Here is a 12,239-nt window from a genome sequence, read left to right as displayed (position 1 = left end):
CGCGGCCGCCGCGTCGTCTGCGGCCGGCTCACATGTCGCCGAGCAGGAGCGCCGGGCGTTCCACGCAGTCGGCGACGAAGCGCAGGAACGCGCCCGCCTCCGCGCCGTCGCAGACCCGGTGATCGAAGGCCAGCGTCAGCTCGGTGACCGGGCGCACCGCGAGTTCCCCGCCACTGGCCCAGGCCCGCTCGACGATGCGGCCCATGCCCGCGATCGCCGACTCGGGGTGGTTGATGACCGCCGCGGCCCCGTCGACGCCGAAGACCCCGTAGTTGTTCACCGTGAAGGTGCCGCCGGCCAGCTCCGCGGGGGCCAGCGAGCCCGCGCGGGCGCGCTCGGTGAGCGCGCCGAGCTCGGCGGCCAGCTGCCTGGTGGTCAGCGTGTGGGCGGCCCGCACCACCGGCACGACGAGCCCGCGCTGCGTCTGCGCGGCGAAGCCCAGGTCCACACCGCGCGGTCGGACCAGCTCCTCGCGCTCGGGATCGAAGCGGGAGTTCAACGCGGGGTGGCGGGCCAGCCCCAGGACGCAGAAGCGGGCCAGCAGCGCCAGGATGCTCACCGGCCGCTGGGGATCGGCCTCGTTCAGCGCCGAACGCAGCTCCAGCAGGCCGGTGGCGTCGGCGTCGACCCACACCGTCGCCTCGGGGATCTCCCGCCGGGACCTGGCCATTCGCCGGGCCATCTCCCGATGCGGAGCCGACAGGGCGATGCGCTCGCCGTCGGCGTTGGACCCGCCGGAGTCACCACCGCCGCGCGGACCCGCAGGCTGCGTGTCAGCGGCACCGGCGGGCCCGGCGTTCGCGGGCGCGGCGTCCGCGGGCGCGGCGTCCGCGGGCGCGCCGGCCGCGGCGACGGCCGCCTCCACGTCGCGCCGCAGCACCAGCCCGCCTTCGCCGCTGCCGGCCAGCGCGGCGGCGTCGATGCCGTGCTGGCGCGCGATGCGGCGCACCAGCGGCGAGACCACCGGCGCCTTGCGGCCGGGCCCGGCCGGCGGGTGCGCAGAACGTGGAGGAGGCGCCGCGGACGCCGTTGTCCGCGGCCCCTCCTGCACGGCGTCCCGCCGTGGGGGGCGACGGCGGGACGGGCCTTCGGGGCGCGTGCCGAAACCCACCAGGACCGCTCCCGATCCGGCGGCGCCGTTGGATCCGGACGCCTCCGGCACGGCCCGGGCCTCGGGCGGCGGTCCGCCGCGGGCCTCCGCGGCGGCAGCGCTCTCGCGGGGCGCGTCGGCGCCGGCGGCGCCGGGCTCCTCGGCCGCGGTGCGCACGCTTACCAGGGGGGACCCCACGGCCACGGTGTCACCCGGCGATCCGTGCAGCGCGGCGACGGTTCCGGCGAAGGGGCAGGGCACCTGCACCGCCGCCTTGGCGGTCTCGACCTCGGCCACCGGCTGGTCCACCGCCACCGCGTCGCCCACGTCGACCAGCCACGCCACGATCTCGGCGTCGGCCAGCCCCTCGCCCAGGTCCGGCAGCAGGAAGCTGCGCACCGGAGTGCCGTCCGGCCCGCTCATGCTCCCACCCCCGCACGCGCCTGGGGCGCCTGCACCGGCCGGGTGTCGGGAACCCACGCCGACTCCCACTGCAGCCGGTCGATCGCGTCGAGGATGCGGTCCACGCCGGGCAGGTGATGCTCCTCCAGGTGCGGCGGCGGGTAGGGGATGTCCAGGCCGCACACCCGCAGCACCGGCGCCTCCAGGTAGTGGAAGCACTGCTCGGTGACGCGCGCGGCCACCTCGCCGCCGTAGCCGGCGAACCCCGGCGCCTCGTGGACGACCAGCGCGCGGCCGGTGCGGCGCACCGACGCGGTCACCGTCTCGTCGTCGAAGGGCGAAAGGCTGCGCAGGTCGACCACCTCGGCGTCGTAGCCCTCCTCGGCGGCCGCCTCGGCGGCCAGCAGCGCGGTGTCGACCGTGGGGCCGTAGGCGATCACCGTCAGGTCCCCGCCCTCGCGCCGCACGACCGCGCGGTCCATCGGAGCGGTGCGCACGGGCAGTTCGACGTCCTCGCTCGACCAGTAGCGGCGCTTGGGCTCCAGGAACACCACCGGGTCGGGGGACTCCACGGCCTCGCGCAGCATGGAGTAGCCGTCGGCCACGGTGGCGGGGGTGACCACCCGCAGCCCCGGAGTGTGCGCGTAATAGGCCTCCGAGGAGTCGCCGTGGTGCTCCACGGCGCCGATGCCGCCGCCGTAGGGGATGCGGATGACAAGCGGGAGCTCCACGTTGCCGCGGGTGCGGTTGCGCATCTTCGCCACGTGCGAGACCACCTGCTGGAAGGCGGGGTAGGCGAAGGCGTCGAACTGCATCTCCACCACGGGCCGGCGGCCGTACATGGCCATGCCCACCGCTGTGCCGGCGATCCCCGACTCGGCCAGCGGTGAGTCGAAGCAGCGGTCCTCGCCGAACTCGGCGAAGAGGCCGTCGGTCACCCGGAACACCCCGCCCAGCGGGCCGACGTCCTCGCCGTAGACGACCACCTCGGGGTCGGCGGCCAGGGAGTCGCGCAGCGCCTGGTTGAGCGCCTGGGCCAGGGTCACGCGCGCCATCACCGGCCTCCGTTCCCGACGTGGTCGGCGCGGGCCCGGGCGGCACGCACCGCCTCGCGCTGGCGGCGCAGCTGCGGGGTGGGCTCGGCGTAGACGTGGGCGAACAGCTCGTCGGCCGCGCGCCGGGGCGGTCGGGCGAGGCGCTCGCGCACCGATTCGGCCAGCCGGTCGGCCCGGGCGCCGAACTCCGCCATCCGCGCGTCGTCGATGCGGTCCTCGCTGCGCAGCAGCGCCTCCAGCCGCGCCAGCGGGTCGCGGCGCCGCCAGTGCTCCACCTCGGCGTCGTCGCGGTAGCGCTGGGGTGCGTCGGAGTTGGTGTGGGGCTCCATCCGGTAGGTGCGCGCCTCGATCAGCGCGGGGCCGCCGCCGGCGCGGGCCGCGGCCAGCGCGCGGGAGACGACCGCGTGCACTGCGGCGGCGTCGTTGCCGTCGACGTGGTAGCCGCGCATGCCGTAGCCGACGGCCTTGTGCGCGAGCGTCGGCGCCGCCGTCTGCCGGTGCAGCGGCACGCTGATCGCCCACTGGTTGTTCTGGACCAGGAAGACGACCGGCGCGTTCCACACCGCCGCGAAGTTGTAGGCCTCGTGGGCGTCGCCCTCGCTGGTCGCGCCGTCGCCCATCAGCACCAGTGCCGCGGTGTCGGAGCCCTTGCGGCGGGCGGCGTAGGTCAATCCGACCGCGTGCGAGGCGTTGGTCGCCAGGGGCGTGCACTGCGGCGCGCAGCGGTGCGTCTTGGGGTCGTAGCCGCAGTGCCAGTCGCCGCGCAGCAGGGTCAGCACCTCGACCGGGTCGACGCCGCGGGTGACCAGGGAGACGCAGTCGCGGTAGGTGGGAAACAGCCAGTCCTGCTCGGCGAGGGCGAGGACGCCGCCGACCTGGCAGGCCTCCTGGCCGCGGCTGGAGGGGTAGACCGCCAGCCGGCCCTGCTTGGCCAGCGCACCGGCCTGGGCGTCGAAGCGGCGCCCGACGACCATGGCGCGCAGCAGCGCCAGCAGCGTGTCGGGGCCGGGAAGGTCGAATCCGCCCCGCGCGGAGTCCGCGGTGCGGCGGCCCTCCTCGTCGATGAGCCGGATGGGCTCCAGCGAGGGCAGGAAAGGAGCCGCAACGGGCGGTGCGTCGCTGGTCGTCATGGTCTGAATATGCGGCCGAATGCCGCATAATGTCCATAAAGCGCCGCCCAACGGAGACGGATTGTCGGCCGATCGGGCCGTGCGGACGGATTCGTCTCGCCGGGCGGCACCTGCCCCGGTGTGAGGTGAGACACATGGCTGCGGCCCTGGACGACGTCGACCACGCCATCATCGACCTGCTGCGGGCCGACGGCCGCATGTCCATCCGCGCGGTGGCCGAACAGGCGCACATCTCGCGCGCCAACGCCTACGCCCGGCTCGACCGGCTGCGCTCCAACGGCGTCATCCGGGGCTTCACGGCGGTCATCGACCACGAGAAGTACGGCAACGGCCTGGCGGCCTACGTGTCGGTGCGCATCGAGCAGCACTCCTGGGAGCGCTTCCGCGACTACCTCAGCGACATCCCCGAGGTCGACCACGCCGCGCTCGTCTCCGGCGACGTCGACCTGCTGCTGCTGGTGCGCGTCGCCGACGCCGCCGCCCTGCGCACGTTCGTGCTGGAGCGCCTGCAGCGGATCCCCGAGGTCCGCAGCACCCAGACTATGTTCATCCTCGACGAGCCCGCCCTGCGCGGACCCGCCTGAGCGGCGCCGCGCGCCTCAGGCGCGGTCCAGCCAGAAGAAGTGCGACTTGAAGTTGCCCTCTTCGCCCCACAGCATGACCACCAGCCGGCCGCCGTCGATCCAGAATCCGCCGCCCTTGTGCGGGCCGCAGCCGGGACCGGTGGTCATCGATCCGTCGAAGCCGCCCTTGTTGTTGGTCCGGAAGAGGGTGAAGCTCCAGGTGCAGGCCCCGTCGGTGGTGGTGAGGCCGGCGGTCGCGCTGCCCTGCTCGATGACCAGGTCGTAGCCGCGCTCGGTCCCGTCCGGGAACGTGCCCCGGCCCACCCAGTGCCCGGCGAAGGGGGCGGAGAAGACGACCTTGTCCTCCTCCGCCGAGGGCGAGGCCGACGGGGAGGGCGACGGCGACACCTTCAGCTGCGCCTGGGCCTGGGCCGCCGCCGAGGGGCTCGGCCGCGCGCTCGGCGACGGGCCGGCGGGCGGGTCCGACGGCGACGGGCTCTCTCCCACGGCCACGCCGGCGGGCGGGTCGGCGTCGTGGGCGGAGGGATCGGGGCCGGGGGAGCGCGTCGCCCACGCGGCGTAGCCGCCCGCGCCCAGGACCAGCAGCAGCGCCACCCCCGCGCCGATCACGGCCAGGCGCCCGCGGGCCGACCGGCCGGCGCCGCCGGTCTCGGCTCCGGAGGCGGGCGGCCCCTCCGGCGCGGTGGCGGCCGCACCGCCCGCCAGGGGAGCGGCGGCCTGCAGGGCGGTCCGCGCGTGCGGTCCCCCGGCTCCGGCGTGCACGGTCGGCGCGCCGGGATCGGTGGCTTCGCCCGCGGGATCGCGCCGGCCCAGCAGCCGCATCAGCAGCTCGTCGGAGGCGGGCCGCTGCGCCGGATCCTTGGCCAGGCACCGCTGGGCGATGGAGAGCCAGGGCTCGGCCATGCCGGCCAGGTCTGGCTCGGCCGTCATGACCCGGTGGGCGACGGCGTGCGGCGAGTCGCCGGGGAAGGGGGCGCGCCCGGTCGCCGCGAACACCATCACCGCACCCCAGGAGAAGACGTCGGTGGCCGGGCTCACCGGCTCGCCGGCGATCTGCTCGGGCGCCATGTAGCCGGGCGTGCCGATCGCCGACTGGGTCTGGGCGACGGTGGCGTCGCCGGTCTGGGCGATCCCGAAGTCGATGACGCGCGGCCCCTCCGCCGCCATCAGCACGTTGGCCGGTTTGAAGTCGCGGTGGACGATCCCCGCCTCGTGCACCGCCACCAGCGCCGTCGCGGTCGCCACGGCCAGCCGGTGCAGCTCGCTGCCCGACCGCGGGCCCGCGGCCTCGACCTCCTCCTTGAGGGAGGGCCCCGCCACGTACTCGCTGACGATGTAGGGCTGGGCGACGTCGAAGGCGGCGTCGAGCACCTGGGCCGTGCAGAAGGAGGCCACCCGCTGCGCGGCCTGCGCCTCGCGCTCGAACCTCCGCCGGAAGCCGGGGTCCTGCGCCCACTCGGCGCTGAGCACCTTCACCGCCACCTCGGTACCGCCGGGCGCGGTGCCCAGGTAGACCACGCCCTGCCCGCCGTGGCCGAGCCTGCCGGTCAGCCGGTAGGCGCCGACGGTACTGGGATCGCCTGCGTGCAATGGCCGGCCTGCCGGCATCGGTCCCCCTCGTGCTGCTCTGCCACCGCCGTCGGCGGCACGTGCCCCCGCCGCCGCGTGCCCGCCGAGCATATGACGTATACCGGTCGCCACCGGTTCGGTGGGAAACCCGCCGTTATGCGATCGATGCCCGCGGGACGCCTGAATCGTCCGAGTCCTCAGCCCACGATCGGGCGCTCGTCGGGCAGCTCGAACCGGCGCACCCTGGTGCGCAGCGCCAGCGCCGAGGCCAGGGTGATGGGCCCGATGCGACCGGTGAACATCAGGAAGACCAGGATCAGCTCGCCGGCCGGGGGCAGGTCGGCGGTGATGCCCGTCGACAGACCCACGGTGGAGAACGCCGAGACCGCCTCGAAGAGGATCCGGTCCAGCGCGAAAGTGGTGAGTACGAGCAGGCAGAAGGTGGAGAGGAACACCAGGCCGATGGCCAGCGTCAGCACCGTGATGGCCTGCTCGGCCACTCCCGTGCTCAGGCGCCGGCCCGCGATGTGCACGCTCGACTCGCCGCGGATGTTGGTGTAGATGATGAATGCCAGCAGGGCGAAGGTGGTCACCTTGATTCCCCCGGCCGTGCCCGCGCTCCCGCCGCCCACGAACATCAGCATGTCGGTGACGAACAGGGTCTGGCTGTGCATGTCGCCGAACGGCAGCGTGTTGAACCCGGCGGTGCGCGGCATGACCGCCTGGAAGAAGGCGGTGAGCAGCTTGCCCGGCACGTCCAGCGGGCCCATGGTCTTGGGATTGTCCCACTCCAGCAGCAGGAAGGCCGCGAACCCGACGACCAGCAGGACCGCCGTGGTCGCCAGGGTGAGCTTGGCGTGCAGGGACCAGTGGTGCTGCTCCCGCCTGCGGCGGGCGTGGCGCCACAGCTCCACCCACACCGGGAAGCCGAGGCCGCCCGCGACGACGCCGACGGCGACGGGCACCGTGATCCACGGGTCGGTGGCGAAGCGTTCGAGGCTGTCGGAGTACAGCGCGAACCCCGCGTTGTTGAAGGCCGAGACCGCGTGGAAGACGCCGAGGTGGAGTGCCCGGCCCGCCGGTTCGCCGTAGCCCGCCCACAGCCGCACGCTGAGCACCGCCGCCAGCACCGCCTCGCAGGCGGCGCTGACCAGCACGATCCCCGTGACCAGCTGGCGCACCTCGCCCAGCGTCAGGCTGCGGGTCTCCGAGCCCGCGCGCACCTGCATCGCCAGCCTCAGCCTGCGGGTGACCAGCAGGCTCAGCACCGTCGCCAGGGACATGATCCCCAGCCCGCCGACCTGGATCAGGGCGAGGACGAGACCCTCGCCGAACCCCGACCAGTAGCCCGGGGTGTCGACCACGATCAGTCCGGTCACGCACACCGCCGAGGTGGCGGTGAACAGGGCCGTGACGAACGCGGGGGCGACCCCCTCCGCAGTCGAGGCCGGCAGCCACAGCAGCGCGGTGCCCAGCGCGATGGTGACGCCGAAGGCGCCCGCGGTCAGCTGCGGCGGCTTGCCCCACGAGACCAGTCGGCGCAGCCGCGGCCGCAGCGCCGCGGCCCGGCGGCGCCGCCAGCGCGCCAACCGCGACCACCGCGACCGGTCTCCGGCCTCGGACCTGTGCTCTACCAACGTTCCACGTGCTTTCCCTCGTTCTCCTGCGAGGCGCCGTCCCCTCGCCGGGCGGCGCGGCGGCCGCGGCTTCGGCGCCGGGCGGCCGTGTGCCGCCACCTGGGCGTTAGGGTTGGCGGGCGGCCCCGACCGCCGGCGCGCGCCGCGAGCCGGCCGGTGGCCCGCGGGCACCCCAGAGCACACTCAACCACTCCCGCAGCGGGGCGGCCGACGCCCGGGTGGCCGATCGGCGTGGTGTCGGGCACAGGCCCGCCCGGCACGGATGCGGGCCGTACCGCCGGGGTAGCGGTCCGCTGCCGGCCGGACCGCGGCGGGGCGGGCGACCGGCTCGGCCCGGACGCGCGGAGGGCCCGCAGCAGCGAGCAGAGACGACGGACGCAGGAGGGATCCGACCGATGCCTGGACGGTACGGGGGCAGGGAGCGCCGCCAGGGCTCAGGACGACCGGAGCGGCGCGGCGGGCCGGGCGGCCACCGCGAGCAGCCCGAGATCCGCGGTCGCCGCGACGACGCCCGGCTGGCCGAGGAGCTGCGCCGGATGGACGGCTCCTCCTACGGCCGCTACAAGTCCCTCACCGGCGACTGGAGCTTCCCCGACTTCACGCTCACCGTGGAGCGGGTGCAGTCCGACCCCTTCGCGCCGCCGTCCCGCGTGGCCGTGCGCATCCCCGCCGAGGTCGCCGAGTTGCCCGACTCCGCCTGGCACGCGCCGGTGCGCCGCCGGGCCACCGCCGACTACCTGGTGCGCCGCGCCTACCGCGAGCTCAAGGGCGCGCGGCTGCGCATCGACTCCGGGGGCCAGGAGGTCCTGGACCGCGCCGCCTGCCAGATCCGCGACGGCGAGGTGCTGCTGCGACTGGGCATCGAGATGCCCGGCCACGGCCGCCGCATCGACGGCCGCACCGCCGAGCGCGAACTGTGCGAGCGGCTGCCCGACATGGTCGACGCGCTGCGCTGGCCCTCGCTGGACGACGCCGAGGCCACCGCCTTCGCCGACACCGTCGAGGACACCTGCGCGCTGCGCGGCAAGCTGGCCGAGCTGGGCCTGGTGGCCTTCGTCGCCGACGGGTCGGTGCTGCCGCGCCGCAGCGGCGTCAGCGACCTGCCCATGCAGGGCAGCGCCGTCCCCTTCCGGTCGCCGGAGACCCTGCGCGCCACCGTCGAGCTGCCCCACGCCGGCGAGGTCAGCGGCCTGGGTATCCCCGAGGGCATCACCCTCATCGTCGGCGGCGGCTTCCACGGCAAGTCCACCCTGCTGCACGCCCTGGAGCGTGGCGTCTACGACCACGTGCCCGGCGACGGCCGCGAATTCGTGGTCTCGCGCGCCGACGCGGTCAAGATCCGCGCCGAGGAGGGCCGCCAGGTCGAGCGCACCGACATCAGCGCGTTCGTGCGCAACCTGCCCACCGGCGCCGACACCTCCGACTTCTCCACCGAGAACGCCTCGGGCTCCACCTCACAGGCCGCCAACATCGCCGAGGCGCTGGAAGCCGGGTCGCGGACACTGCTCATCGACGAGGACACCACGGCCACCAACCTGATGATCCGCGACGCCCGGATGCAGCGCCTGGTGCACGGCGACCGGGAGCCGCTGACGCCCTTCGTCGACCTCGTCCGCCCGCTGCGGCGCGACCACGGCGTCTCGACGGTACTGGTCATGGGCGGCAGCGGCGACTACTTCGACGTCGCCGACCAGGTGATCATGCTCGACGGGTACCGCCCCTACGACGTGACCGAGCGCGCCCGCGAACTGGCCTCCGAACGCACCGACGCCGACTTCGCCGCGCCCGCCGACCGCGTGATCGACGCCCGCTCGGTGGACGCCACCGCCCGCGGCCGCTCCCGCATCAAGCGCCGCGACATGGACGTGCTCACCTTCGGCGAGAACGAGATCGACGTGCGCAACCTCGCCCAGCTGGTCGACCCCGGCCAGATCATCGGTGTGGGCCTGGCCATGCGCCTGCTCGCCGAGGACGGCCTGCTGGGCGGCGGCAGGACGCTGACCCAGGCCCTGGACGCCCTGGAGGAGCGGCTGGGCGACGACGGGGTGACGGCGCTGGGCCGCGGCTACGCGGGCGACTACGTCCTGCCGCGGCGCCAGGAGATCGCCGCGGCGCTCAACCGGCTGCGCACCCTGCGCGTCCTGCGCTCGGGCTGACTCCCGCAGGCCTGCGGGGCGCTTTGGGGCGCCGACTTCCCTCCTCGCTTGGGCCGTGTTCAGGAACGGCGGGGGCGCGGTTTTCCAAGAACCCACCGGGGACCACTGGGGGCGGCCACCCTCGGGGCTGCGGCAATGGGTGCGTCTCGCGTAGCGGGCGCTTCGCGCATTTCAGCCCCATTGCCGCAACCTCTGTGGTACCCGACTTCGTCAACGGCACGTAGTGGCTCGGGTTTCCCGTGGTCCTGCGGGGTGCTTGGAGGCGCCGTCTTCCATCCTCGCTCAGTCGCTCGTTTCCCGCTTGCCGGTGCGCGACCGGGCATCGCGGGCGAGCCGCTCGCGCTCGACTATTCTGGGCAGCGCATCCGTGCGCGCAGGAAGCAGCCGCGCGCCGGCCACCCCGCCATCCGTGTGCGAATGGAGACCCTTCCAGGTGCGTGACCACGCTGACCTCTACCAGCTCCGACCCGGCGCCGAGGAAGCCGCCGGGAGGGCGATGCTGGTCGTTCTCGACGGGTTCGTGGACGCCGGCAGCGTCGGCCGCCAGGCCGCAGAGGCGCTGTTCGCCGCGTTCGAAGCCGAGGAGATCGCCGCCTTCGACGTCGACCGGCTCCTCGACTACCGCGCCCGCCGACCCGTGCTGACCTTCGTCGAGAACGCCTACACCGAGTACTCCCCGCCCAAGCTGTCGCTGTATCGCATGCACGACACCGAGGGCACGCCGTTCCTGCTGCTGTACGGGCTCGAACCCGACCACGAGTGGGAGGCCTTCGCGGAGGCGGTGCGCGATCTCGTCGAGCACCTCTCGATCGACCTCACCGTCGGCGTGCAGGGCATCCCGATGGCCGTGCCGCACACCCGGCCCACCACCGCCACCGCCCACGCCACCCGCGCCGAGCTGGTGTCGGGCCACACCCCCTGGATCGGCCGCGTCAACGTGCCCGCCAGCGCCGCCGCCCTGCTGGAGTTCCGGCTGGGGGAGTCCGGGCACGACGCGCTCGGCTACGCGGTGCACGTGCCCAGCTATCTCGCCCAGTCGGAGTACCCCCGGGCCGCGATCGCCGCGCTGGAGTTCGTCTCCGGCGCCACCGGGCTCGCGCTGCCCGGCGGCCGGCTGGAGGAGGCGGCCCGCGAGACCGACGGCGAGATCGAGCAGCAGGTCCAGGCCTCCGAGGAGGTCCAGCGCGTCGTCGCCAACCTGGAGCAGCAGTACGACGACTTCATGGCGGCCCGCGAGAGCGCCGGCGAATCCGGCGCCGAGCGCCCGCTGTTCGGCGAGGACGGTACCGACCTGCCCACCGCCGACGAGCTCGGCGCCGAACTGGAGCGGTTCCTCGCCGACCGCGAGCGCGGCGAGGGCTGAGGCCGCCCCATCCGGCGGGCCCGCGTCCGCTGAGGCCGCCCGCATCCGAGCGTCCGGGCCCGGCGGGGCCCGGACCCACCACCGCTGACGAACCCGGAAGGCCCGTGCTCTACCAGTTCCTCTTCTCCGCAGTGCTGCGGCGCACCGACGCCGAGTCCATCCACCGGATCAGCTTCGGCGCCCTGCGCGGCCTCGCCGCCGTGCCCGGCGCCTGCGAGGCCGCGCGCGCTGTGCTGGCCCCGCGCCGCCCGGAGCTGGCCGTGCGGGCCTTCGGCCGGGAGCTGCCGGGCCCGCTGGGGCTGGCGGCCGGCTTCGACAAGAACGCCGAGGGTGTGCCGGGCCTGACGGCGCTGGGCTTCGGCCACGTCGAGGTCGGCACCGTGACCGCCCACCCCCAGCCCGGCAACCCCCGGCCCCGCCTGTTCCGGCTCACCGCCGACTCCGCGATCGTCAACCGCATGGGGTTCAACAACCACGGCTCGGTCGTCGCCGCCGACCACCTGCGGGCGCTGCGCACCCGGCGCGGCGGCGAGCGCCCGGTGATCGGCGCCAACATCGGCAAGACCAAGGCCGTCCCCGAGGCCGAGGCGGCGGCCGACTACGCCGAGAGCGCCCGCCGGCTGGCCCCCTTCGCCGACTACCTGGTGGTCAACGTCAGCTCGCCCAACACCCCCGGACTGCGCGACCTGCAGGCGGTGGAGCGGCTGCGTCCGCTGCTGCGCGAGGTCCGAACCGCCCTCGACGGCGCCGGCCGCGGCACGCTGCCGCTCCTGGTCAAGATCGCCCCCGATCTCGCCGACGAGGACGTCGACGCCGTCGCCGACCTCGCCGTCGAGCTCGGCCTGGACGGCGTCGTCGCCACCAACACCACGATCTCGCGCGAGGGCCTGCGCAGCCCCGCCGACGAGATCGCGGCGGCCGGAGCCGGCGGTCTGTCCGGAGCACCGCTGCGGCGGCGGTCCCTGGAGGTGCTGCGCCGGCTGCGCGCCCGCGCCGGGGACCGGCTGCTGCTCATCGCGGTCGGCGGGATCTCCACACCCGAGGACGCCTGGGCGCGCATCCGCGCCGGGGCCACCCTCGTCCAGGGCTACACCGGCCTGGTCTACGGCGGCCCCCTGTGGCCGCACCGCATGCACCGCGGACTTGCGCGGCTGGTGCGCGCGGCCGGCTACGCTTCGGTCGCCGACGCGGTGGGCGCCGACGCGCCGCTGCCCGCCGCCCCGTCCCGGTGACCCCGCGCGAGGGCGCCGCCG

The 12,239-nt window shown here is 75.0% G+C and carries 9 protein-coding genes; 4 read left to right on the top strand and 5 right to left on the bottom strand.

Annotated features, from left to right (window positions below; translation table 11 throughout):
- Positions 1-28: 28 nt before the first annotated feature.
- From FZ103_RS16985 to FZ103_RS16975, 3 genes are read right to left on the bottom strand one after another with little or no spacing between them, the layout of a single operon-like run.
- Positions 29-1,513, bottom strand: coding sequence for a dihydrolipoamide acetyltransferase family protein (locus FZ103_RS16985; protein ID WP_156002481.1), 1,485 nt, complete (start codon positions 1,511-1,513; stop codon positions 29-31).
- Complete coding sequence (locus FZ103_RS16980) at positions 1,510-2,547, bottom strand: alpha-ketoacid dehydrogenase subunit beta (RefSeq protein WP_156002480.1); 1,038 nt, start codon at positions 2,545-2,547, stop codon at positions 1,510-1,512. The genes FZ103_RS16985 and FZ103_RS16980 overlap by 4 nt, the downstream gene beginning before the upstream one ends.
- The gene (locus tag FZ103_RS16975) at positions 2,547-3,677 is read right to left on the bottom strand and encodes a thiamine pyrophosphate-dependent enzyme (RefSeq protein ID WP_156002479.1); all 1,131 of its coding nucleotides are present in this window, start codon (positions 3,675-3,677) and stop codon (positions 2,547-2,549) included. The genes FZ103_RS16980 and FZ103_RS16975 overlap by 1 nt, the downstream gene beginning before the upstream one ends.
- 134 nt (positions 3,678-3,811) lie before the next feature.
- Here FZ103_RS16975 and FZ103_RS16970 point away from each other — a divergent pair, with 134 nt between their 5' ends.
- A complete protein-coding gene (locus FZ103_RS16970) occupies positions 3,812-4,261 on the top strand; it encodes an Lrp/AsnC family transcriptional regulator (protein ID WP_156002478.1) in 450 nt (149 codons plus the stop codon).
- A gap of 15 nt (positions 4,262-4,276) precedes the next feature.
- On the opposite strand, the gene FZ103_RS25180 is transcribed toward FZ103_RS16970, so the two are convergent.
- Both FZ103_RS25180 and FZ103_RS16960 read right to left on the bottom strand, forming a co-directional pair.
- Positions 4,277-5,851: a protein kinase gene (locus tag FZ103_RS25180; RefSeq protein ID WP_255430081.1), complete on the bottom strand. Its 1,575-nt coding sequence runs from the start codon at positions 5,849-5,851 to the stop codon at positions 4,277-4,279.
- Between the two features lie 176 nt (positions 5,852-6,027).
- Complete coding sequence (locus tag FZ103_RS16960) at positions 6,028-7,467, bottom strand: potassium transporter TrkG (RefSeq protein WP_156002477.1); 1,440 nt, start codon at positions 7,465-7,467, stop codon at positions 6,028-6,030.
- Positions 7,468-7,862: 395 nt separating this feature from the next.
- Here FZ103_RS16960 and FZ103_RS16955 point away from each other — a divergent pair, with 395 nt between their 5' ends.
- The 3 genes from FZ103_RS16955 (at position 7,863) to FZ103_RS16945 (ending at position 12,218) form a co-directional block, all read left to right on the top strand.
- Positions 7,863-9,623, top strand: coding sequence for an ABC-ATPase domain-containing protein (locus FZ103_RS16955; RefSeq protein ID WP_156002476.1), 1,761 nt, complete (start codon positions 7,863-7,865; stop codon positions 9,621-9,623).
- 433 nt (positions 9,624-10,056) lie between these two features.
- Complete coding sequence (locus tag FZ103_RS16950) at positions 10,057-10,986, top strand: PAC2 family protein (RefSeq protein WP_186356433.1); 930 nt, start codon at positions 10,057-10,059, stop codon at positions 10,984-10,986.
- A 104-nt stretch (positions 10,987-11,090) separates the two neighbouring features.
- Positions 11,091-12,218, top strand: a complete 1,128-nt coding sequence (locus tag FZ103_RS16945) for a quinone-dependent dihydroorotate dehydrogenase (RefSeq protein ID WP_186356432.1) — start codon at positions 11,091-11,093, stop codon at positions 12,216-12,218.
- The last annotated feature ends 21 nt before the right edge of the window (positions 12,219-12,239 follow it).

The sequence above is a fragment of the Streptomonospora sp. PA3 genome (assembly GCF_009728995.1).
GTDB lineage: Bacteria > Actinomycetota > Actinomycetes > Streptosporangiales > Streptosporangiaceae > Streptomonospora.
The sequence above is the reverse complement of the archived record's forward strand: the minus strand, read 5'-3'. Positions and strand labels throughout refer to the sequence as shown.